Annotated in this window: 18 protein-coding genes; 13 read left to right on the top strand and 5 right to left on the bottom strand. The window is 71.0% G+C overall.

Features of this window, described 5'->3' with window-relative positions; translation table 11 throughout:
* Positions 1-2: 2 nt before the first annotated feature.
* Both ACFVU2_RS03460 and ACFVU2_RS03455 read right to left on the bottom strand, forming a co-directional pair.
* Positions 3-1,805 carry an alpha-L-rhamnosidase C-terminal domain-containing protein gene (locus ACFVU2_RS03460; RefSeq protein ID WP_387871030.1) on the bottom strand — a complete coding sequence of 601 codons (1,803 nt, stop codon included), beginning with the start codon at positions 1,803-1,805 and terminating at the stop codon, positions 3-5.
* Positions 1,802-4,411, bottom strand: coding sequence for a family 78 glycoside hydrolase catalytic domain (locus tag ACFVU2_RS03455; RefSeq protein ID WP_387871028.1), 2,610 nt, complete (start codon positions 4,409-4,411; stop codon positions 1,802-1,804). Before ACFVU2_RS03455 ends, ACFVU2_RS03460 begins: the two co-directional genes overlap by 4 nt.
* A 190-nt stretch (positions 4,412-4,601) precedes the next feature.
* Between ACFVU2_RS03455 and ACFVU2_RS03450 the strand changes: the two genes are divergently transcribed.
* From ACFVU2_RS03450 to ACFVU2_RS03435, 4 genes are all read left to right on the top strand, one after another.
* Complete coding sequence (locus ACFVU2_RS03450; RefSeq protein WP_387871025.1) at positions 4,602-5,915, top strand: ABC transporter substrate-binding protein; 1,314 nt, start codon at positions 4,602-4,604, stop codon at positions 5,913-5,915.
* Between the two features lie 78 nt (positions 5,916-5,993).
* Positions 5,994-6,878: a carbohydrate ABC transporter permease gene (locus ACFVU2_RS03445; RefSeq protein WP_387871022.1), complete on the top strand. Its 885-nt coding sequence runs from the start codon at positions 5,994-5,996 to the stop codon at positions 6,876-6,878.
* Between the two features lie 3 nt (positions 6,879-6,881).
* The gene (locus ACFVU2_RS03440; RefSeq protein WP_387871019.1) at positions 6,882-7,784 is read left to right on the top strand and encodes a carbohydrate ABC transporter permease; all 903 of its coding nucleotides are present in this window, start codon (positions 6,882-6,884) and stop codon (positions 7,782-7,784) included.
* 5 nt (positions 7,785-7,789) lie between these two features.
* Positions 7,790-8,827, top strand: coding sequence for a family 43 glycosylhydrolase (locus ACFVU2_RS03435; RefSeq protein ID WP_387871016.1), 1,038 nt, complete (start codon positions 7,790-7,792; stop codon positions 8,825-8,827).
* A 7-nt stretch (positions 8,828-8,834) separates the two neighbouring features.
* Here ACFVU2_RS03435 and ACFVU2_RS03430 read toward each other — a convergent pair whose 3' ends face one another.
* Both ACFVU2_RS03430 and ACFVU2_RS03425 read right to left on the bottom strand, forming a co-directional pair.
* Positions 8,835-10,133, bottom strand: a complete 1,299-nt coding sequence (locus ACFVU2_RS03430) for an MFS transporter (protein ID WP_387872382.1) — start codon at positions 10,131-10,133, stop codon at positions 8,835-8,837.
* A gap of 5 nt (positions 10,134-10,138) precedes the next feature.
* Positions 10,139-10,573 (bottom strand): MarR family winged helix-turn-helix transcriptional regulator, encoded by a 435-nt coding sequence (locus ACFVU2_RS03425; protein WP_387871013.1) that lies wholly within the window; start codon positions 10,571-10,573, stop codon positions 10,139-10,141.
* A 72-nt stretch (positions 10,574-10,645) separates the two neighbouring features.
* Between ACFVU2_RS03425 and ACFVU2_RS03420 the strand changes: the two genes are divergently transcribed.
* From ACFVU2_RS03420 to ACFVU2_RS03390, 7 genes are all read left to right on the top strand, one after another.
* A complete protein-coding gene (locus ACFVU2_RS03420; protein WP_387871010.1) occupies positions 10,646-11,497 on the top strand; it encodes an alpha/beta hydrolase in 852 nt (283 codons plus the stop codon).
* A gap of 100 nt (positions 11,498-11,597) precedes the next feature.
* Positions 11,598-12,647, top strand: a complete 1,050-nt coding sequence (locus ACFVU2_RS03415) for a biotin/lipoate A/B protein ligase family protein (RefSeq protein WP_387871007.1) — start codon at positions 11,598-11,600, stop codon at positions 12,645-12,647.
* Between the two features lie 186 nt (positions 12,648-12,833).
* A complete protein-coding gene (locus ACFVU2_RS03410) occupies positions 12,834-16,442 on the top strand; it encodes an HtaA domain-containing protein (protein ID WP_387871005.1) in 3,609 nt (1,202 codons plus the stop codon).
* Positions 16,439-17,593, top strand: a complete 1,155-nt coding sequence (locus ACFVU2_RS03405) for an ABC transporter substrate-binding protein (protein ID WP_387871002.1) — start codon at positions 16,439-16,441, stop codon at positions 17,591-17,593. The genes ACFVU2_RS03410 and ACFVU2_RS03405 overlap by 4 nt, the downstream gene beginning before the upstream one ends.
* Positions 17,590-18,717: a FecCD family ABC transporter permease gene (locus ACFVU2_RS03400; protein WP_387870999.1), complete on the top strand. Its 1,128-nt coding sequence runs from the start codon at positions 17,590-17,592 to the stop codon at positions 18,715-18,717. The genes ACFVU2_RS03405 and ACFVU2_RS03400 overlap by 4 nt, the downstream gene beginning before the upstream one ends.
* Complete coding sequence (locus ACFVU2_RS03395; RefSeq protein WP_387870996.1) at positions 18,714-19,541, top strand: heme ABC transporter ATP-binding protein; 828 nt, start codon at positions 18,714-18,716, stop codon at positions 19,539-19,541. The genes ACFVU2_RS03400 and ACFVU2_RS03395 overlap by 4 nt, the downstream gene beginning before the upstream one ends.
* Positions 19,538-19,909 (top strand): hypothetical protein, encoded by a 372-nt coding sequence (locus ACFVU2_RS03390; RefSeq protein WP_387870993.1) that lies wholly within the window; start codon positions 19,538-19,540, stop codon positions 19,907-19,909. The genes ACFVU2_RS03395 and ACFVU2_RS03390 overlap by 4 nt, the downstream gene beginning before the upstream one ends.
* Here ACFVU2_RS03390 and ACFVU2_RS03385 read toward each other — a convergent pair.
* The gene (locus ACFVU2_RS03385; protein WP_387870990.1) at positions 19,869-20,153 is read right to left on the bottom strand and encodes a GNAT family N-acetyltransferase; all 285 of its coding nucleotides are present in this window, start codon (positions 20,151-20,153) and stop codon (positions 19,869-19,871) included. The genes ACFVU2_RS03390 and ACFVU2_RS03385 overlap by 41 nt on opposite strands.
* An 89-nt stretch (positions 20,154-20,242) precedes the next feature.
* Here ACFVU2_RS03385 and ACFVU2_RS03380 point away from each other — a divergent pair, with 89 nt between their 5' ends.
* Positions 20,243-20,917 (top strand): TetR/AcrR family transcriptional regulator, encoded by a 675-nt coding sequence (locus ACFVU2_RS03380; protein ID WP_387870987.1) that lies wholly within the window; start codon positions 20,243-20,245, stop codon positions 20,915-20,917.
* Positions 20,914-22,002: a zinc-binding dehydrogenase gene (locus ACFVU2_RS03375; RefSeq protein ID WP_387870984.1), complete on the top strand. Its 1,089-nt coding sequence runs from the start codon at positions 20,914-20,916 to the stop codon at positions 22,000-22,002. Before ACFVU2_RS03380 ends, ACFVU2_RS03375 begins: the two co-directional genes overlap by 4 nt.
* Positions 22,003-22,015: the final 13 nt, after the last annotated feature.

Genomic DNA, 22,015 nt, shown 5'->3' with positions numbered 1-22,015 from the left:
TGCTAGGGCACGGTCCACCCCACCGAGGCCGGTCCGGGATGCTCTGCGCCCCCGGTCACGAGCGTCGCGCCCGCGGGCACCTCCACGGTGACGGTGCGGCCCTGTGCGGCCACGATGATGTCGCCCTGCGGGGCCGGGACCCTCGCTTCGGCCCAGGCGAGTGCGCCGAGCCGGGGAGCGACGGCGAACCTCGACCAGCCGTCCGCCAGCGGGCGGATCCCCAGCACGGCGTCGGGCAGCAGCGCGGCCGGTCCCGACGACCAGGCGTGGCAGAGGCTCTTGCCGAAGGGGCGGCCGTACATCGCGTACGCCGGCCCGTCGTCGCCGAACTCCTCCCAGAAGCTGCGGGCGCCGCTGTCGAGCATGCCGCCCCAGAGCGAGCGGATGCGCTCGAGAGCCGCGTCGGACTCGCCGAGCTCGATGAGGGCGCGCAGCAGGAACGCGGTCATGAACGGGGTGCCTGCACGCGGCGTGGCGAGTAGAAGTGCCCGGATCCCTGCGTCGTCGGCGCCGTTCAGGCCGGCGAGGACGGCGAGCAGGTTCGGGTACGGCGACGGCGCGGAGCCGCGATCGGCGTATTCGCGCCACGCGCCCGCATCCCGATCCCACGCCGTCGCGCGGAGGGTGGCCAGAACGGTGTCGGCCAGACCCGCCCAGCGGGCGGCGCCGTCGTGGCCGGCGTTCGAGAGGGTCGAGGCGGCGGAGCGCAGCGCCCAGAGCCAGAGGATCTGCAGGGCGGTCGAATCCCGTGTCGGATCGGTCTCGACCCCCCAGTCGATGAACACCAGCCGATGGAAGTCGTCGCCCGTCGCCTGCGGACGGAAGAGCCCGTCCGCTCCGGCGTCCGCGGCGAGACGTTCGGTGAAGGCGTGGATGTGGCCGGCTTCGGCGGCGAGGTAGTCGGCGGCGTCGAAGGTGCGTGCGAGGAGTGCGGTGCCGATCAGCCACCAGAGCGAGTAGTCGGCGATGCCGTTCACGTACCCGTGACGCGGACGGCCCAGTGCGACGAGGCCGTCGGTGACGATGCCGCGGTCGCCGAACGCGTAACCGTTCGAGAGGGTGTTCAGGGCCTGGTCGCCGATCCAGGGCATCCGGTCGCGCTTCACGCCGTCGATCATCAGGCCGTGCATGCAGGCGTGCAGCGTGTCGGCGCTCACCTGCCAGATCCGGGTGAGGGTGTCGTCGGAGCAGGTGAACGAGCCGGCGCGCGCGATCGGGCGCTGCGACGCATGGACCGTCACCTCCGCCACGTCGTCTGCCGGGGACTCCACCCGCAAGTAGCGGAAGCCGAGCTGGTGCGCCGTGGTCCATCGCCCGTCGCCCAGTGCGACGACATCGTGGCGGGTCTCGGCCGCGTCCGGATCGGCGAGGGCCTCCTCCCGCGACTCGCCCGACGACACGAGCGGCCGGGCCGCGCTGCGGAGGACCGGGCGGCCGAGGACCGGCCGGTCCGACTCCCAGAGCCCGTCACGCAGGGTCAGGGGGATCGGCACCCGCGGCTCGAGGACCACGTGCGGGGGAGCCTCCTCGTCGCCGCTCACCGGCGATGCCGCCATCCAGGCCGACGTGCCCGGCTCGCGGGTCTCCACCAGAGATGCAGGATGCGGCATATACAGCGCGGGAGGCTCGCCCTCCTCCGCCTCGACCAGGATCGGCGCCCCGCCGTCGACACGGAACTCCGCGGCACGCGCGGTGCTCGCGAAGTTCAGTGCGTAGTCGACATTGCGGTTGGCGGCGAAGCCGGCGCGGACCAGGGTGTGCAGCATCCCGAGCTCGCGCTGATGAGGCGGGTAGTACCAGGTCATGGCACGGGGACCGGTTCCACGGCGGTGGCCGGCTCGGCGAAGCGGTGGCGACCGGGCGCGGCCTCGATGGCGTCGCCGCTCGGGAGGACGATCTCGGCGGTGGTACCGGTCGGCACGTCCACGACGAGGTCGAACACCCCGTCCGAGAGCGTCCAGGCGGAGGCGATCGGGCCGTACGGGGTCTCGAGCGTGCGTCGCGCCCAGGTCAGACCGCCGCCCGGCTGCGGGGCGACGCGGAACCGGCGGAAGCCCGGCGCCAGCGGCGAGACGCCCGCGACGGTGTCGTGCATCCACGAGGCGACGGAGCCGAGCGCGTAGTGGTTGAACGAGGTCATGTCGCCCGGGTTGACGGTGCCGTCGGGCAGCTGGCTGTCCCACCGCTCCCAGATCGTCGTCCCTCCCGAAAGCACGGTGTACAGCCACGACGGGCATTCGCGCTCCAGGAGCAGCCGGTACGCGGCGGCCGTCTGGCCGGCGGCGCTGAGCGCGCCCGCGATCAGCGGCGTCCCGGCGAAGCCGGTCCCGATGCGGTAGCCGTTCTCGGCGACGAGGTCGCGCAGGCTCTCGCCGGCCAGCGGGACCTCCTCGTCGTCGAAGAGGCCGAACGCGATCGCGAGGGCGTACGCCGTCTGTGCGTGGTTGACGAGGGAGCCTCCCGGGCGCACATGCTTGTTCCGGAATGCAGCGCGGACCTCGTCCGCCAGGGCGGTGTATCGCGCGGCGTCCGCATCGTGGCCGAGCTCGGCCGCGATCCGCCCGAGCGTCCGCGCCGAGTGCTCGAAGTACGCGGTGGCGACGAGGTACTTGTCCGTCTTCGCCACGGTCGGATCCTCCGGGGGCGCGGTCGGGTCGAGCCAGTCTCCGAGCTGCTGGCCCGACTCCCACAGCCGGGAGGGGCCGGCCTCGCGCTCGACCAGGTCGACCCAGGCCCGTGCGCTGTCGTACTGGTCGGCCAGCACCCGCCGGTCGCCGTAGTGCTGGAAGAGGTCCCACGGGGTGAGCACGGCGGCGTCCCCCCAGACCGCTCCCGGGCGGATCGGGGTCCAGTACGGCCCGCCCGGGACGACGGGGACGTACCAGGGCACGGTCCCGTCGGGCAGCTGCTCGGCGGCGACGTCCTTCAACCAGGACGACAGGAATCCGGAGACGTCGAACAGGCCGGCCGCGGTCGGGGTGAAGACCTGGATGTCTCCCGTCCACCCGAGACGCTCGTCGCGCTGCGGGCAGTCGGTCGGGATGTCGACGAAGTTGCTGCGCATGCTCCACAGCACGTTCTCGTGCAGACGGTTCACGAGGGGGTTCGACGACTCGAACGTGCCGGTGCGCGTCATGTCGGAGTGGTGGATGCGGGCGACGACCTCGAGGTCGCGCGGGTCGCCCGTCCAGCCCGCGACCTCGGCGTAGCGGAAGCCGTGGATGGTGAAGCGCGGCTCCCAGTCGATCGGGCCGCCGTCCGCGATGTACTCGTCGATCGACGCCGCCTGCCGCAGCGGCCGGGTGTAGAGCTCGCCCTCCTGCAGCACCTCGGCGTGACGCAGGGTGAGCGTCTCGCCCGGGGCCGACGACGCGGCCCGCAGCCGGAGCCGGCCTGCGAGGTTCTGGCCGAAGTCGAGCAGGAGGCGACCGCCGTCGAGCGGCGTGATCGAGACGGGCGCCCGCTCGCCGGTGCAGCGGACCGGCGGGCCGTCCGGAGCGACCAGCAGTCCGGTGTCGAGGTCCGTCACGGTGACCGGAGACCACGCCGCGTCGTCGAACCCGGGCCGCGACCATCCGGGCAGCTGGGCGCGCGCATCGAAACGCTCGCCGTCGTAGAGCCCGGAGGTGACGATGGGGGAGGGATGGGTCGCCCACGACGCGTCGGTGGTGACGACCTGCGTCGCCCCGTCGGTCGTGGTCAGCTCGAGTTCGGCGAAGAAGGCGGTCTGCTCGCCGTACAGCTCGCGCACCCCTCCCTCGAAGCCGATGCGTCCGCGGTACCAGCCGTCGCCGAGCCACGCGCCGATGGCGTTCCGCCCGGGCTGCAGCAGGTCGGTCACGTCGTAGGAGGCGACGCGGAGCCGGTGCTCGTATGCCGTCCAGCCGGGCGCGAGTGCGTCGTCGCCCACGCGGCGACCGTTGATCTCGGCCTCGAAGACGCCGTGCGCCGTGGCGCGGAGCACGGCCCGGGCGAGTCCGGCGGGGGCGTCGAACTCCCGTCGCAGCAACGCGGGACGGCCGTCGCTGTCGGAGGGCTGACGCCCGGGTCCGACGGCCAGCGCCGTCCATTCGCCGGCGTCGAGGACTCCGGCTTCCACGCGCGCCGGCGCAGACCACTCCGACCACGGCGCGTCGTCGTCGGATCGCACGCGGATGCGCACCTCGGCCTCCTCGCGCGATCGCAGCGGTGCGGCGGGCCACGGGACGAAGACCGACTCGGCCGATGCCACGGCGAACACCTCGATGCGGCCGGCGCGTGCGACCTCCACCTCGTAGGCGGCCTGGGTCCACGTGGGGTCGGGGGAGGAGGATCGCCAGCTCAGACGCGGGGCGGCGACGCCGATCCCGAGCGTGCGAGCGGGGCTGGCGGCGCGGCGTTCGAAGCGCGGCCGGTCGACGACGACGGTCATGTACTCCTCCTCGAGTGGTGGTTCCGGCAACCTTAGAACGTTTCAAGGGATTTACGCCAGTCGGTGGATGCGGCTGCACCATTCGACCGGTGGACCTGTTGACACTCCGGCGAAGCGTGTGCTTTCATACCCGTTGAAACGTTCTAATCACGTTCGCGACTCCGGACGCGACCCTTTTCAAGGAGGAAAAGTGATCACAGCACATCGACGCCACCGGCGCATCGCCGTCATCGGCGCCGTCCTCGCCGCCGGAGCACTCGCTCTGACCGCGTGCTCGGGCACGGGAGGCGGAGGAGGCAGCAGCAGCGGAGGCAACTTCACGACCCTCGGCCTCACCAGCAACACCACCCCGAACGACACGCTCAAGGCGCTCAGCACCGGCACGTGCGACGCCGCCCAGAAGGCGGCGCCGATCAAGACGGACGCCGACGACCAGACGCAGCACGACCAGAAGCTCCAGCTGCTCGCCGGCCAGAACGCGCTCCCGAGCCTGTTCGTCGGCGTCGGCACCCCCGCGCTGGCGAAGCAGTTCATCACGGGCGACAAGCTCGTCGACATCTCGACCGAGCTCAAGAAGGCCGGCCTCGAAGACCAGATCCTGCCCGTCGCCGCCTCCACCATGCAGAAGCTCTACGGCGAGAAGGACCTCTACGCCCTGCCCAACGAGCTCAACATCGAAGGCATCTGGTACAACAAGAAGATCTTCACGGACAACGGGATCGACGTCCCGGGCACGTGGGACGAGCTGACCGCGGCGAGCGACAAGCTGCTCGCCAAGGGCATCCAGCCCTTCGCCGGAGACGGCAAGGACGGCTGGCCGATCACCCGCCTCGTGGGTGCGTACATCTTCCGCGACCTCGGTCCCGACGCGATGCAGGCCGTCGCCGACGGCAAGGCCAAGCTGACCGACGCCGACTACGTGAAGGCGGCCGACGAGGTCTCCAAGCTCGGCAAGTCCGGCGCGTTCGGCGCGGGAGTGGCCTCCACCGACTACAACGGTGCGACGAACCAGTTCCTCACCGGCAAGGCCGCGATGTTCTACATGGGGTCGTGGATCGTCTCCAACTTCAACGACAAGACGCAGAACCAGATCGGCGCCGACAACATCGGGTTCATGCCGTTCCCGGCCGTCTCGGGCGGCAAGGGCAGCATCGACCAGACGCCGGCCAACGTCGGGCAGCCGCTCATGATGAGCAAGGCCGCCTACAACGACGGCTCCGCCGCCTGGCTGAAGTGCATCGCCCAGAACTACGGCGACGAGGTGCTCAGCAAGTCGGGCGTCGTCTCCGGCTTCAAGCTCAGCAAGGACCACTCCGACGTCTCCGCCCTGACGAAGGGCGTCCAGGACACGATCACGAACTCGAAGTCCGCCGTCCTCTGGTTCGAGGCGCTCTTCAGCTCCAAGGCCACCACCGCCAGCCAGACCAACGGCGGCTCGCTCGGAAACGGTTCGCTCTCCGGCGCGGACTTCATGCAGCAGGTCCAGACCGCTCTCGGTCAGTAACGACCCGCCGATCCAGAAGTCCAGCGGGGGTGCGTCCGGCTCCGGCCGCACCCCCGCCCCCGACCAGAAAGCACCGTCATGAACTCCGTGCTCGGAAGCAGACGCACCGCCCTCCTGCTGGTGGGGCCCGCCCTCTTCGTCTACACGGCGATCACCCTGATCCCGATCGTGTGGTCGTTCGGCTACACGTTCTTCTCGGGCGGCCTCATCCAGGGCTTCACCTTCGCCGGCCTGAAGAACTTCCAGAACTTCTTCACCGATCCGAACGCCTGGAACGCCCTCGGCTTCACCCTGAAGTACGCGATCGTGGTGACCATCGGCCAGGTCGCCATCGGGTACCTGCTGTCGCTGATGTACGTCTTCTTCCTGCGCAAGGCGTCGAGCTTCGTGCGCACGGTCGTGTTCTTCCCCGTCGTGCTCCCGACCGTCGCCGTCTCCCTGCTCTTCCAGCAGATGTTCCAGCTGACGCCCCAGGCCGGCCCGGCGAACGCGCTGGTGCAGCTCTTCGGCGGCGCGGGCACCGACTTCCTCGGGCAGCCGACCGGTGCGTTCTGGGTCCTGATCCTGATGGACATCTGGCGGTCGATGGGCTTCTACGCCGTGCTTCTCTACGCCGGCCTGGTCGACATCCCGGACGAGCTGATCGAATCGGCCCGTCTCGACGGCGCGGGCGGCTGGAAGCTCGTGCGCAACATCATCCTGCCGCTGTCCGCGCCCGTCCTGCTCTCCTCCGCGATCTTCAGCATCAACGGCACACTCAAAGTCTTCGACTCCGTCGTCGCCCTGACGAACGGAGGCCCGGGCAACGCCACGACGCCGTTGACCCTCTACATGTTCCAGACCTCGTTCACGTACGGCGACTACGGGTACGGCAGCACCATCGCGCTGATGCTGACCATCCTGTGCCTCATCGTGACCGTGTTCATCTTCCGCGGCTCGCAGCGCGACCTGACGAAGGGCTGACCCATGACCGCCGTCACCGACGAACTCGACCGCGACATCTCCTTCAAGCGGCCCGCCGAGAAGCGCGCGGGCTCGGCAGCACGCTTCCTGCGCCGGCTGCCCGTCCTGATCCTGGTCGGCATCCTGCTGGTCGTCGAGATCTATCCGCTGGTGTGGATCCTGCTCGGCTCGTTCAAGACCCAGCCCGAGTTCCTCAGCCAGCCGTTCTGGGCGCTGCCGACCAACTGGAACTTCGACAACTACATCAGCGCGTTCACGACCGGAAACCTCGGCCGGTACATCCTGAACAGCGTCCTCACCGTCTTCCCCGCGCTCGCCATCACCCTGGTGCTGGGCGTCGCGGCGGCGTTCGCGCTCGAGGTGCTGGTCTGGAAGGGGCGCAAGCCCATCCTGCTGCTCTTCCTCGCCGGCATCATGGTGCCGGGGCAGATGGTCCTGCTGCCGCTGTTCTCGATCTACTTCAACCTGCACCTGACCGGCACGCTGTGGCCGCTGATCATCACCTACGCCGCCTCGGGGCTCCCGCTGACGGTGTTCATGATCGCGACGTACTTCCGTGCGGTGCCGCGCGAGATGTTCGAGGCCGCCACCATCGACGGGGCCGGGGTCTTCCGCCAGTTCTGGTCCATCGGCGTCCCGATCGTGCGCAACGCGATCCTGACCGTCGGGCTCGTGCAGTTCTTCTTCCTGTGGAACGACCTGCTGATCGCGCTGACCTTCACCAACAGCGAGGACCTGCGCACCATCCAGGTCGGCCTGCTGAACTTCACCGGCCAGTACGGCGCGATCCAGTACGGCCCCCTGTTCGCCGCGATCTGCGTCAGTATCTTCGGCACGCTTCTGCTCTACCTCTTCCTCAACCAGCGGGTGATGAAGGGCCTCGCCGCCGGCTCGGTGAAGGGCTGACAGGGGTGAAGGCGGCCATCACGCCCGGCGAGGTGTGGCTCGACACGGCGGGCGAGCGCATCCAGGCGCACGGGGGATCCCTGTTCTTCGAAGACGGCGTCTACTACTGGTACGGCGAGAACAAGGAGCGCACGACGCCGGGCAGCGGCATCTGGCACTGGGGGATCCGCTGCTACTCGTCGACGGACCTCTACGACTGGACCGACCTCGGGCTGATCGTCCCGCCCGATACGGACGACCCGAGCTCGCCGCTGCACCCGGAACGGCAGCTGGACCGCCCGCACATCGTCCGCAACGCGGCGACGGGGAAGTACGTCTGCTGGATCAAGGTCATGGGAGGCGGCGACACCCAGCTCACGACGACGCTGGTGGCCGACCGGTTCCTCGGGCCGTACGCGATCGCGCAGCAGGACTTCCGGCCGTACGGGATGAACGCGGGAGACTTCGACATCGCCATCGACCCGGAGACCGGAGCGGCCCACTACTACTTCGATCGCGTCCACACGGAACTGGTCTGCGCCGACCTGACCGACGACTACACGGGCGTCGCGGAGCGGCACACCTCCCACTTCCCGCGGGAGCGGCCGCCGTTCGTCCGGGAGGCTCCTGCGCATTTCGAGCACGACGGAAGGCACTATCTGATCACCTCGGGAACGACCTGGTACTTCCCGAATCCGTCGGAGGCCGCCGTCGCCGACGATCCGCACGGTCCCTGGACGGTGCTCGGGGACCCGCACCCGGGAGACCCGCACGGCACGTCGTTCCGCTCGCAGATCAGCAGCGTCTTCCGGCATCCCGAACGCGACCTCCTGATCGCCGTGGCCGATCGATGGATTCCGGGGCTGCCGCCGGAGGAGTCGAACCGCGTCGCCGAGTTCGACCGGATGTTCGCGCCTGAGGGGGACGCGCGGGAGCTCGAGTTCCTCGACGTCGACACCTCCGTCGCCGACTACGTCTGGCTGCCCATCCGCTTCGACGGCGACCGGCCCGTCATCGACTGGCACGACGAATGGCGCATCGAGGACTATCCGCTGCGCCCGTGACGTCCGCTCAGGAGGTGCGGGTGGCCGTGGCCTCGGTGTCGGCGAGCTCTTCGCGCACCTCTTCGCGCGCGTTCACGGTGACGCGCGGGCGCATCCCGCTGAACCGCACGCGGAGGCCGCGGTACTTCACCAGGTAGAAGACGCCGACCAGGGCGGCGGCGAACCCGCTCGCGCCGCCGACCCCCATCGCCCAGCGCGGGCCGAAGGTGTCGGCCACCCAGCCGACGATCGGAGCGCCGACCGGGGTGCCGCCCATGAAGATCGCCATGTAGATGGCCATGACGCGGCCGCGCAGGACGGGATCGGTCGTCATCTGCACGGTGCCGTTCGCGGTGGTCATCAGGGTCTGGGACGAGACCCCGACGAGGATGAGCGCGATCGCGAACAGCCAGTACGTCGGCATGACGGCGGCGATGGTGCACCCCGCGCCGAACAGCGCAGCTCCGACGAAGAGCAGTGCGACGCGCGGTCGCTCCCGGCGCGCCGAGAGCAGGGCGCCCACCACCGAGCCGATCGCCATGACCGACGACAGGAGCCCGTACTCGCCGGCCCCTTGATGGAAGACGGTCACCGACATCGTCGAGATGAAGATCGGGAAGTTCAGGCCGAACGTGCCGATGAGGAACACCATGATGAGGATGACCATGATGTCGGGGCGCCGGCGCACGTAGCGGAATCCCTCGACGAGGCCGCCGCGCGTCCGCTTGGCCCGCTCGGTGCGGTAGAGCTGCTCGCGGCGCAGGGTCATCAGCGAGATCAGCACCGCGCCGAAGGTCGCCGCATTGATCAGGAAGACCCACCCGGCGCCGACGGCCGCGGTCAGCAGGCCGGCGACGGCCGGACCGAGGAGGCGCGCCGCGTTGAAGGATGCGGAGTTGAGGGCGACCGCGTTGGAGAGGTTCGGGCCTGTCACCAGCTCGGAGACGAACGTCTGCCGCGCCGGAGCGTCGAACGCCGCCACGACTCCGAGCAGGAGGGCGAACACGTAGACGTGCCAGAGCTCGACGACGCCGGTGACGGTCAGGAGGCCGAGCCCGAGGCCCAGCACGCCCATCGCCCCCTGCGTGGCCATGAGCAGCTTGCGACGGTCGAGATGGTCGGCCGCCCATCCCGTCACCGGCAGCAGGAGCAGCTGCGGGCCGAACTGCAGCGCCATGACGAATCCGACCGCGGCGGCGTTGTTGTGGGTCAGCTGGGTGAGGACGATCCAGTCCTGCGCGGTGCGCTGCATCCACGTGCCGACGTTGGAGACCAGGGCGCCGGCCGCCCAGATGCGGTAGTTGACGCCGGCGAGCGAACGGAACATCGCGCTCACGAGTCGGCGACCTCCCGCATGATCGTCGCGGCCTCGGCGAGCACTGCGCGCTGCTCGGGCGAGAGGGCGCGCAGGCGCAGGTGCAGCCACGCATCGCGGCGCCGCCGTGTCTCGGCGATCAGTCCGCGGCCCGCATCGGTCGGCACCACGACGACCTTGCGGCCGTCCTCGGCGTCGGCGGTGCGCTCGACGTAGCCGGCCTGCTCGAGGTGGTTGACGATGCGGTTCATCGAAGGGGGCTTCACACGCTCGTGCTCGCTCAGCCGTCCGATCGTGCCGGATCCCTCGCGCACCAGGAAGGCCAGCGTGGAGGTCTGGGAGTCGCTGAGCTCGTCGTCCTCCTTCTCCGCGCGCAGGCGGCGCGAGAGGCGTGCGACGGAGATCCGCAGCGCGCTGCTGAGATCGTGCGTCGAGAGACGGGAGGAGGCCATGAATACTTAGCCTAGCAATTTAGGCTTGCTAAACAAATCCCGTCCGCTCTGCGCGTACAGCAGAATGGGCCCGTGACGACCTTCACCGACGACGACGGCATCCGGATCCACTACGACGTGTACCCGGCCCGCGGCACCGCGCGCGCCGTCGTGCAGATCGCGCACGGGGTGGGGGAGCATGCCGCCCGCTACCGGGCCCTCGCCGAGCACCTGACGGGCGAGGGGTACGCCGTCTACGCCGACGACCACCGCGGCCACGGGCGCACGGGCATGGAGCAGTGGGGCGGCGACGCCTCCAAGATCGGGCGGCTCGGGCCGGGCGGGCTGCGCGCCGCGGTGCGCGACGTGCGCGCCTTCAGCCGGCTGATCCGCGCCGAGAACGCCGGGCTGCCGCTGGTGTACCTCGGGCACAGCTGGGGCTCGCTGATCGGCCAGATCCTCCTGAACCGCCACAGCGACGAGTACGACGCGGCGGTGCTCTCGGGCACGGCGTACCGGATGGTGGGCTCGATGAACAGCGGCGACCTCAACAAGAAGCACGCGCATCTCGGCACGACCGGCGCCGAGTGGCTGAGCCGCGACCCACGCGTCGCGCAGGAGTTCGTGGACGACCCGCTCACCACGCTGACACCGCTGCAGGAGCTGTTCGGGCTGGCGGACGCCGCGCGGCTGCTCGGCCGGCCGGCGCGGCACCTCGCCCGCGACCTCCCGCTGCTCATCCAGGTCGGCGGCGACGACCCGCTCGGTGGGGAGGCATCGGCGCGCAAGCTGGAGCGCGCCTACCGCGAACGCTCCGGCCTCACGGACGTCACGACGATCGTCTACCCCGGCGCCCGCCACGAGATCTACAACGAGACCAACCGCGCCGAGGTCATCGCCGACCTGACCTCCTGGCTCGACACCCGCCTCCCCTCCCGCGTCTAGCCCCGCGGCTGAGGCGGCGCAAAGTGCACTTAAATCAGCCGAGGCGGCGGACTATTCGACCACTCGACGCGCGCGACCCTCGCGGAATTAGGCTGGGGGCATGCATGGTGAGTACAAGGTTCCGGGCGGGAAGCTCGTGGTGGTCGACCTGGAGGTCGTCGACGGCCGTATCGACGGCTTCCGCCTCGCCGGAGACTTCTTCCTCGAGCCCGACACGGCGCTGGAGGCGATCGACGCGGCGGTGAACGGCCTCCCGGCCGAATCCGATGCCAAGACGATCGCCGCCACGGTCAAGGAGGCGCTGCCCGACGGCGCCATCCTGCTCGGCTTCTCGCCGGACGCGGTCGCCGTCGCGATCCGCCGCGCGCTCGCCAAGGCGACGAGCTGGCGCGACTACCCGTGGGAGATCGTGCACGCCAAGGCCGTCTCGCCGCTGATGCATCTCGCTCTGGACGAAGTGCTCACGAACGAGGTCGGCGACGGTCGCCGCGGCCCGACCCTGCGCATCTGGGAGTGGGACGAGCCGGCCGTGGTCATCGGCAGCTTCCAGTCGGTCAAGAACGAGGTCGACCCGGTGAACGCCGAGAAGTACGGCATCCAGGTCGTCCGCCGGATCACCGGCGGAGGCGCGATGTTCATGGAGGCCGGCTCCGTCGTCACCTACTCGATCTACGCTCCCGCGGACCTCGTGCAGGGGATGAGCTTCGCCGACAGCTACGCGTTCCTCGACGAGTGGGCGATCGTCGCGCTGAAGTCGCTCGGCATCGACGCGGTCTATCAGCCGCTCAACGACATCACCAGCCCCACCGGCAAGATCGGCGGCGCCGCGCAGAAGCGCCTGGGATCGGGTGCGGTGCTGCATCACGTGACCATGAGCTACGACATGGACGGCCAGAAGATGACGGAGGTGCTCCGCATCGGCCGCGAGAAGATCAGCGACAAGGGCATCACGAGCGCCGCGAAGCGCGTCGACCCGCTGCGCAGCCAGACGGGCCTCAGCCGGGCCGAGATCATCGACCGGATGAAGCAGACCTTCACCAGCCTGTACGGCGCGACGGAGGGTGGCCTCACCGACGAGGAGTACGCGGAGGCGGAGCGCCTCGTCGTGGACAAATTCGGCACCGACGAGTGGCTGTACCGCGTGCCGTAGCGGTCGCCGAGCGAGCGGGGAGCCCGTATGCCGTTCGCGGCATACGGGTTTTTTCTTGTGGCCCACTTGCGTCGGGGGCTGAGAGGTCTGTTAGGTTAGCCAAGGCTTAGTTAGCTGAGCCTTACCTAAACCTCACCCCCAGAGATCGCTGCGGATCGGCCCGTGCCGACCGCTGCCAGGAGTGCCATGACAGCGTCCCGAAATGCTTCGACAGCCCCAGATCCCGAGAGGCGCGCGCCGCACCGCGCGCGCCGCGTCCTCGCCGCAGCCCTCGCGACCCTCCTCGCCGCCGCCGGTCTGAGCGCCATCGGCGCCGCACCCGCGATGGCCGCGGGCCCCGCCGTCTCGGCTCCCGCGGTCCCCGCGGCCGGCGGCACGATCACGGTGACCGGCAGCGGCTTCGCCGCCACCGCCCCGGGCATCTACCTGGCCGTGGGGCCGGCCGGTCTGGGCGGGTTCTACCAGGGCGCCTCGAGCCTCCTGCCGACCGAGACCGTCTGGATCGCACCCGGCAACGAGCAGGTCTCCTCGGGCACCGCGCGCCAGGAGCCGATGGCGCAGGACGGGTCGTTCACGGTCTCGTTGACCGTGCCCGCCGCCACCGCCGAGACTCCCGCCTACGCGATCTACACCTCGAAGGCGCACGGACAGGGTTTCGCCGACCCGTCGCAGAACTCGATCACGGCGCTCACCTACGCGGCTCCCGAGCCGACGAACACGTCCGTCACCCTGACCAGCGATGCCGCCAGCGTTCAGGAGGGTGCGACCGTCACTCTGACCGCGACCGTCTCGCCGGCTGAGGCTGCCGGAACCGTCACCTTCGCGGAGGGCTCGACCACGCTGGGCACGCAGTCCGTGTCGGACGGTTCCGCGGCGATCACCACCAGCACGCTCGCCGTCGGCGCGCACGGCATCACCGCGACCTTCGCGCCGAGCGACACCGCCGCCTACTCCGGATCGACGTCGCCGTCGACGACCGTGACGGTCACCGCCGCTCCCCAGCCGACCGGTCCGTCCGTCACCGTCGCGCCGACGACCGGGATCGACCCGGCCGCGGGCACCCTGACGGTGAACGGCACCGGGTTCTCGACCACGGGCACCGGCTTCTACGTCGGCGTCGGCCCGAGGTCCGCCAAGGACAACGCGGACTGGTTCGTGAAGGCGAACTACTACCAGGGCGTCAAGTGGGCCACCACGGCCGGCACCTACGGCGCCAAGATCAACGCCGACGGCTCGATCTCCATCGCGCTCTCCGGACTCAAGCGGGTCTTCACCTCCAACGGCGTCTCCGTCGACTGCGCCGCCGTCGAGTGCGGCGTCTTCACCTTCGCCGCGCACGGCTCGACCGACCGCAGCCAGGACACCTACACGCCGATCGCGTTCGCCGCCCCGAAGACGACCACGCTCTCGGTCGCGAGCAGCGCCGCCTCCGTCGTCACCGGCACCGCGGTGACCCTGACGGCGACGGTCTCTCCGGCCGCCGTCGGCTCCGTCGAGTTCTTCGACGGCACCACCTCGCTCGGCACGTCCGCGATCACGACGGGCACCACGGCCACGCTCGAGACCAGCTCGCTCGCCGTCGGGACGCACGACATCACTGCGACCTTCACGCCGGCCGACGCGACCGTCGCAGCACCGTCGACCGCCGCCGCGACGACCGTCACGGTGACCGCCGTCGCCACGCCCGCCGTCGTCGTCAGCCCGACCACCGGGATCGACCCGGCCGCCGGCTCGGTCACGGTCAGCGGCACCGGCTTCGCCACCGCAGGCAACGGCTTCTACATCGGCGTCGGCCCGAAGTCCGCGAAGGACAACGCGGACTGGTTCGTGAAGGCGAACTACTACCAGGGCGTCAAGTGGGCCACCTCGGCCGGCACGTACGGAGCGAAGATCAACGCCGACGGGTCGTTCACGATCGCGCTCTCCGGTCTCAAGCGCGTGTTCACCTCCAACGGTGTCTCCGTCGACTGCGCCGCTGTCGAGTGCGGCGTCTTCACGTTCGCCGCGCACGGCTCGACCGACCGCAGCCAGGACACCTACACGCCGGTCGTCTTCGCCGCCCCGGCCCAGACGTCGGTGTCGGTGACGAGCAGCGCCTCCAGCACCACGGCGGGCACCTCGGTCACCTTCACGGCCACCGTTTCGCCCGCGGCCGCCGGCACCGTCGAGTTCTTCGACGGCGCGACGTCGCTCGGCTCCAGCACGGCCACCGCCGGAACCGCCTCGCTGGCGACAAGTTCGCTCGCGGTGGGCGCCCACGCCGTCACCGCGGTCTTCACGCCGACCGACGCGACGGTGGCCGCCCCGGCCACCTCCCCGGCGACGAGCGTCACGGTGAACGCCGCGGGCGTCCCGACCGTGAACGTCCCGCAGGTCCCGGCCGGCGGCGGTGCGATCACCGTCACGGGCAGCGGCTTCGCGACCTCGGCCCCCGGCGTCTACCTGGCGCTCGGCCCGGCGGGCCTCGCCGGCTTCTACGCCGGCGCGGCCGACCTCATCCCGACCGAGACGGTCTGGATCGCGGTCGGGAACACCTCGGTCCCCACGGGCACCGCGCGTACCGCCCCGATGAACGCCGACGGCACCTTCTCGGTCACGATCACCGTGCCCGCGCCCAGCACGACGACACCCGCCTACGCGATCTACACGTCGAAGGCGCACGGTCAGGGCTTCGCGGACCCGTCGCAGAACACCATCACGGCCGTGGGCTACGCCCCGGCGGGCACCGCTGTCACCCCGACCATCGCGGTCTCCACATCGAGCAGCACCGGCAACGCCGGCGACCCGGTCGACGTCACCGTGCGGGTCACCCCGGCAGCGGACGGCACCATCACCATCCGGGACAACGGCACGGTCGTCGCCAGCAACCTGCGCCTGGTCCCCGACCTGCCTGCGCCGGTCGCCCGAGTCGCGGCCTTCGCCGCCCTCGCCGCGAGCTCGTCGTCGGTGTCGGCACGCGTGCCCGGACTGACGTCCGGCACGCACGCCTTCACGGCCAGCTTCACCCCGGATGACCTCAGCCTGTTCACGCCGGTTGTCTCGCCTCCCACGAACGTCGTCATCGTCCCCGCGGCCGTCGTCACCCCGGAGGCCCCGGCCCCCGTGGCCGCGGCGCAGCCGACCTGCGTGGCGCGCGCCGTGGGCGACGCGAGCCTCGACTGGGGCGTGAAGACGAGCTTCCGCAACTACATCAGCGGCGGCATCGCGAACGGCTCGTGGACCCTCGCCGGCGTCACCTACTCCGGCGGCCAGTACGGCTGGACCGGCGGCACGGGCACCTTCAACCCGGATGAGACCCGCGGTCTCGTGCGGTACTCCGGCTCGGTCTCGTTCACGGGACACGACGGGGTGCTGAACCTGGTGCTCTCGAACCTCGCGATCCGGGTGACCAGCCCGACGCAGGCCACGCTCATCGCGGACGTCCACTCGACCGACATGGGCGGCAAGCCGAGCGACTACTCGGGCGTCTCGTTCGCGACGATCGCGCTCGGCGGCGGAACGGCCTCCGGTTCGGCCTTCGCGGTGGACGGCGCGGCCACCGCGCTGACCGCGGACGGCGCTCAGGCGTTCGCCGGCTTCTACAAGGCCGGCGACGCGCTCGACCCGATCTCGTTCCGGTTCCCGCTGGGCGCCGAGGTGGAGTGCGACAGCACCACCACCTCGGGTCTCGCCTCGACCGGCAGCACCGGGTCCGGCCCGGTTCCGCTGCTCGGCGGGCTGCTGATCCTCGCGGGCATCGCCGCGGTGGCGGTCGTGCGCCGCCGGGCAGCGCGTGCGGACGTGGAGGCTGCGTGATCGTCCGCGACACCTCGACCATGGGCGGCGCTTCCGGCGCCGCCCATGGGCGTTCCCGCACCCTGCGGCGGCGCGCCTCCCGTGCCGTCGCCGTCGCTGCTCTCGTGGCGGTCCTGACCGGCTGTGCGGCCGGTGCGCCCGCCGCCAAGCCGTCGAGCGCGAGCCCGACGGCCTCCGCGACCACCACGGGCGAGGCGCTGCCCGATCCGCGAACCATCACCGGCCCCTCGACCGCGGCCTCGATCGCGCAGATCGAGCCCGTCGAGAAGAGCCCGAAGCCGAAGCTGCCGGTCACCGTCACGGACGCGACCGGCACGTCGGTGACGATCACCGACACCAGCCGCATCCTCGCCCTCGACATCTACGGCACGCTCGCCGAGACCGTCGTCGGCCTCGGACTCGGCGACAAGCTTGTCGGGCGCGGCTCCTCCAACACGCTCGACGTGATGAAGGACCTGCCGCTCGTGACCCAGAACGGCCACGAGCTGAACGGCGAGGCGATCCTCGCCCTGCGCCCCACGCTCGTGCTGACGGACACGACGCTCGGCCCGCGCGAGGTGCAGGATCAGCTGCGCGCCTCCGGAGTCCCGGTCGTGTTCTTCGACCCGAAGCGCAGCGTCGCCACGATCGGCGCGCAGACGAAGGCGGTCGCGCACGCGGTCGGCCTCGACGCGGTCGGCGACGCGCTGGTGAAGCGGACCGACGCCGAGCTGGCGACGGCGAAGGCCGACATCGCGAAGCTCGCCCCGGCGTCCGACGCCGACAAGCTGCGCGTCGCCTTCCTGTACGTCCGCGGCACGGCCGGCGTCTTCTTCCTTTTCGGCAAGGGGATGGGCGCCGACGATCTGATCTCGGGCGTCGGCGCGGTGGACGTCGCCTCGGCGGCGGGCATCACCGGCGCGAAACCCGCGAACAGCGAGGCTCTGCTGGCGACCAATCCCGACGTCTTCCTGATGATGACCGACGGGCTGGAGTCGACCGGCGGCGTCGACGGCCTGCTGAAGCGACCGGGCGTCGCGGACACGCTCGCCGGTCAGCACCGGCGCATCGTCGACATGTCCGACGGGCAGATCCTCTCCTTCGGCCCGACCACCCCCGCGGTGCTGCGTTCGCTGGCCGACGCGCTGTACCGGCCCGAGGCGACGGGATGACCGCCCACGCCACCCGGACGGAACGGGCCGGTCGCGCAGGTCGCCCCGGTCGCGCCTCCCGCGCCGACCGGCCCGCCGTCGCGGCCGTGACCCGGGCACGGGGTCGGCGCACGCTCGTCATCGGCTCGATGATCGTGCTGCTGCTGGCGGTCGTGCTGACCTCGTCGGCGCTCGGGCAGTTCTCGCTCTCACCGGCCGAGATCTTCGCCTCGTTCGCCCGGAGGCTGGGGCTCGCGCCCACCGCCCCGGCCGACGCGTACGCCGACGGGGCCCTGTGGAACGTGCGCTTCCCGCGCATCGTCCTCGGTCTCGTCGTGGGTGCGGCCCTCGGCGTCGCGGGGGCGCTCATGCAGGGCGTGTTCGCCAACCCGCTCGCCGAACCCGCCGTGGTCGGCGTCTCGGCCGGCGCCGCGGTCGGAGCGTGCGCCGCGATCGTCTTCGGCCTGCAGACGTTCGGCGCCGCCACCGTCCCGGCGGCCGCGTTCATCTCGGGGGTGATCACGACGGTCCTCGTGTACGTGCTCGCGCGTGCGCGCGGCCGCACCCGCGTTCTGATGCTCGTGCTCACCGGCATCGCGGTGAACGCGATCGCCAACGCGGTGATCGCGCTCTTCGTCTTCCTCGCCGACACGGCCAGCCGCGAGCAGATCATGTTCTGGCAGCTCGGCTCCCTCAACGGCGCGACCTGGTCCGCCGTGAGCGTGACGCTCCCGCTCCTGATCGTCGGCGTCGTCTGCGCCTGCCTGATGTCGCGCCGGCTGGATGCGCTGGCGCTCGGCGATCGCAGCGCCCGCCACCTCGGTGTGCCGGTCGAGCGCGTCCGGCTGATCTCGATCCTCCTGGTGGCCCTGCTGACCGCGGTCGCCGTGTCGTTCGCCGGGATCATCGCCTTCGTCGGCCTCATCGTGCCGCACCTTCTGCGCCTCCTGATCGGACCGGGGCACGGCGCCCTGCTGCCGGCGAGCGCCCTGGGCGGAGCCCTGCTGATCTCCATCGCCGATGTCGTCGCGCGCACGGCCATCCCGTTTGCCGACCTCCCGATCGGGATGTTCACGGCCCTCGTCGGAGGCCCCGTCTTCTTCATCCTGCTGCGCCGCACCGTGGCCTCGGGAGAGAGCGCATGACCGCCGCGACGGCCACCCCGGTCGGGGCCGAGCTGCGGGGCGTCGGCGTGACGATCGCCGGCCGCCGCATCCTCGACGGCGTCGACCTCGCCGTGCGAGCGGGCGAGCTCGTCGCCCTCATCGGCCCCAACGGAGCCGGCAAGTCCACCGCGCTCGGAGTACTCGCCGGCGACACCGTGCCGGACAGCGGCACCGCGCTCGTCGACGGCCGGGAAGCGCACCGCATGAAGGCCGCCGAACTCGGCCGGCTGCGCGCCGTGCTCCTGCAGCAGAAGGGCGTCTCGTTCTCGTATCCCGTCCGCGAAGTCGTCGCGATGGGGCGGATGCCGTGGGCGCGCACCCCGCAGAGCGACGACGACGAGGCCATCGTCGCCGACGCGCTCGAGCGCACGTCGACCGCCCACCTGGCCGACCGGGACGTCACCACCCTCTCCGGCGGAGAGCTCGCCCGGGTCTCGCTCGCGCGGGTGCTCGCCCAGCGCTGCCCGATCGTGCTTCTCGACGAACCGACCGACGCGCTCGACCTCGGTCACCAGGAGCAGGTCCTCACGCTCGCGGCCGAGCTCGCCCGGGCCGGGTCCGCCGTCCTCGCGGTGCTGCATGACCTCAACCTCGCCGCCGCCTACGCCGACCGCGTGGTGCTCCTGAGCGACGGGCGCGTGGTCGCCGACGGGCCACCCGACGAGGTCCTGACGGCCGAGCGGGTGGCCGACGTCTACGCGTATCCCGTGGATGTCATCCCGCATCCGCAGAGCGGCGCACCCTTGGTGCTTCCTGTGCGTCCACAGGGCGTCCGGCGACCCTCCGGTACCATCGAGGGGTGAATTGGTGGGTCGTGGGCGTCGTCGTGGCGTTCGTCGTGGTGATCGTCGTGGCCGTCAGGCTCGGCTGGATCGACCTCTCCAACAAGGCGCAGCGCGGCTCCGGAACGATGAGCGGCGCCATCGGCGGCTCGTTCGACGAGATCTTCGCCCCCACCCGCCACGAGGCCCAGCAGGAGCTCGACCGGCAGTCCATCCTGCCGGCCCCCGCCCCGCTCCCCGGCGACGGCGACAAGGGCGTCTGGGAGGGCGGCAAGATCACGATCGACGTCGGCTCCCAGGGCAACGGCCAGCGCGCCGAGGGGCGCGCGGTCACCGACGACGGCCGGGCTACCGCCGTTGCAGGGCGGCGTACTCGGGATGCTCGCTGATCCAGCTCCGCACGTAGGGGCATGAGGCGACGACGCGACGCTCGGAGTTGTCGCGCACGTCGTCGAGGGCGGTCTGGACGAGCGTCGACGCCATCCCCTTCTCCCGCTTCTCGGGGTCGACCTCGGTGTGCGTGAACACGATCGCGTCGTCTCGGAGGTCGTACTCGGCGACGCCGATGCGCTCGCCGTCCTTGTAGAGCGCGTATCGCGACTCGTCGGGCTCGTTCTGCACCGTCAGGCTCATGACGGCCAGGCTACTCCGCGTCCGGTCGCCACCCGGCGCCCGCCACAGACTTTCTGGACGAGTGTCTAGAAGAGGCGTAGAGTGACCCCGTGACCCCCTCCGAAAGGACGACGCCGTCCGAGCCCGCCCTCGCCGCCGTGCGCGGCGGACTGCGCGACTCGGCGGACCCGCGCGTCCAGCGCACCCGCCAGAAGCTGTTCGACGCGGTCGAACGGCTCTCCGCCCAGCCGGGCGAGGTGACGGTCAGCGCGATCGTCGCCGAATCCGGCGTCAGCCGGGCCACCTTCTACACGCACTTCGCCGACATCGACGAGCTCGCGCTCCGGATGCAGGAGTCGGCCTTCGACGCCATCGCCGCCGCCGAGCGCGACGGCCACGACGGCGACCACACCGCGGCGATGTTCGAATCGCAGCGCCTGCTCGTCGAGCACTACGCCGACCACCGCGCCCTCTACGCGGCCGTCTACCGCCTCCCGGCCGGCCGCGGGGTGCAGGCGCGCGTGGCGTGGGTCATGGCCGGCAGCATCCGGTCCCACATCCAGGACGCCGGGACGCTGCCCGCCGGTCTCGACCTCGACCTCACCGCCACCTACATCGCGAACGCGGCCACCGGCCTGCTCGTCTCGTGGGTGCTCGGCGAGGTCGACGCCGAGCCGCAGCAGCTCGCCGGCCACCTGCTCCAGCTGATGCCCGCGTGGATGCACGCCGGGCACCGCGCCGCCGGAGACGCCGGCGACATCCCACCCGAAAGGAACCACTCATGAAAGCAGTCGTCGTACGCGAGATCGGCGCGGGCTTCGAGACCGCGGAGCTCGAGATCGCGGCGCCGCTGGGCCGGGAGGTCCTGCTCGACGTCAAGGCGTCGGGGCTCTGCCACACCGACCTCACGATGTCGCGCTACGAGATGGGCAACCCGCTGCCCGCGGTCTTCGGCCACGAGGTCGCCGGCGTCGTGACCGCGCTGGGCCCGGACGTGACCGAGCTGGCCGTCGGCGACCACGTGGTCGGCTGCCTGGTCCAGTACTGCGGCGCGTGCGAGAAGTGCCTCTCCGGCCGGGTGTACCAGTGCCTCCACCCCGAGAAGACGCTCCGCGCCGAGGGCGAGCCCTCCCGCCTGACCGAGGACGGCGCCCCCGTCTTCCAGGCGTTCGGCCTCGCCGGGTTCGCGCAGCAGGCCCTGATCCACGAGAACCAGCTGGTGAAGGTCCCGGACGAGATCCCGTTCGCCCAGGCCGCACTGCTCGGCTGCGGCGTGGTCACCGGAGCGGGCGCCGTCATCAACACGGCGGACGTGCAGGCGGGCGACTCGGTCGTCGTGATCGGTGCGGGAGGCGTCGGCCTCAACGCCATCAACGGCGCGGTCGTCGCCGGCGCGACGACCATCATCGCCGTCGACATCGCCGACGACAAGCTCGAGAAGGCGCGCAGCTTCGGCGCGACCCACGTCGTCAACTCGTCGGCGGGCGACCCGGTCGCCGCCGTGCTCGAGATCACCGGACGCGGCGCCGACGCCGTGTTCGACTTCGTCGGCATCAAGCAGGTGGCCGAGCAGGGCCTCCAGATGGTCGCCCCCGGCGGCGGTCTCTACCTCATCGGTGTCATCGACCCGACCTCCGAGATCGCCGTCCACCAGGTCGGCCTGATCGGCTCGCAGCGCCGCATCCAGGGCGTCTACATGGGATCGACGACCGCCAAGCGCGACATCCCGCTCTACGCGAAGCTCTATCTGGAGGGCCGGTTCGAGCTCGACGCGCTGCTGTCGAAGGAGATCGCGCTCGACGAGATCGAGCAGGGCTACGAGGCGCTGAAGGACCCGAACATCACCCGGGTCGTCGTCACCTCGCTCTGAGCGGGCGCGAGCG

Origin of the sequence: Leifsonia sp. NPDC058194 (genome assembly GCF_042883605.1) — a bacterium.
Taxonomy (GTDB): domain Bacteria; phylum Actinomycetota; class Actinomycetes; order Actinomycetales; family Microbacteriaceae; genus Leifsonia.
The sequence above is the reverse complement of the archived record's forward strand: the minus strand, read 5'-3'. Positions and strand labels throughout refer to the sequence as shown.

Excerpts from the sequence above, each read along its gene's own strand:
- ACFVU2_RS03375 (WP_387870984.1), top strand. The coding sequence starts at position 20,914 with ATGAAAGCAGTCGTCGTACGCGAGATCGGCGCGGGCTTCGAGACCGCG.
- ACFVU2_RS03460 (WP_387871030.1), bottom strand. The coding sequence starts at position 1,805 with ATGACCTGGTACTACCCGCCTCATCAGCGCGAGCTCGGGATGCTGCAC.
- ACFVU2_RS03415 (WP_387871007.1), top strand. The coding sequence starts at position 11,598 with ATGCATGGTGAGTACAAGGTTCCGGGCGGGAAGCTCGTGGTGGTCGAC.
- ACFVU2_RS03440 (WP_387871019.1), top strand. The coding sequence starts at position 6,882 with ATGACCGCCGTCACCGACGAACTCGACCGCGACATCTCCTTCAAGCGG.
- ACFVU2_RS03430 (WP_387872382.1), bottom strand. The coding sequence starts at position 10,133 with ATGTTCCGTTCGCTCGCCGGCGTCAACTACCGCATCTGGGCGGCCGGC.
- ACFVU2_RS03425 (WP_387871013.1), bottom strand. The coding sequence starts at position 10,573 with ATGGCCTCCTCCCGTCTCTCGACGCACGATCTCAGCAGCGCGCTGCGG.
- ACFVU2_RS03395 (WP_387870996.1), top strand. The coding sequence starts at position 18,714 with ATGACCGCCGCGACGGCCACCCCGGTCGGGGCCGAGCTGCGGGGCGTC.
- ACFVU2_RS03385 (WP_387870990.1), bottom strand. The coding sequence starts at position 20,153 with ATGAGCCTGACGGTGCAGAACGAGCCCGACGAGTCGCGATACGCGCTC.
- ACFVU2_RS03400 (WP_387870999.1), top strand. The coding sequence starts at position 17,590 with ATGACCGCCCACGCCACCCGGACGGAACGGGCCGGTCGCGCAGGTCGC.
- ACFVU2_RS03410 (WP_387871005.1), top strand. The coding sequence starts at position 12,834 with ATGACAGCGTCCCGAAATGCTTCGACAGCCCCAGATCCCGAGAGGCGC.
- ACFVU2_RS03445 (WP_387871022.1), top strand. The coding sequence starts at position 5,994 with ATGAACTCCGTGCTCGGAAGCAGACGCACCGCCCTCCTGCTGGTGGGG.
- ACFVU2_RS03455 (WP_387871028.1), bottom strand. The coding sequence starts at position 4,411 with ATGACCGTCGTCGTCGACCGGCCGCGCTTCGAACGCCGCGCCGCCAGC.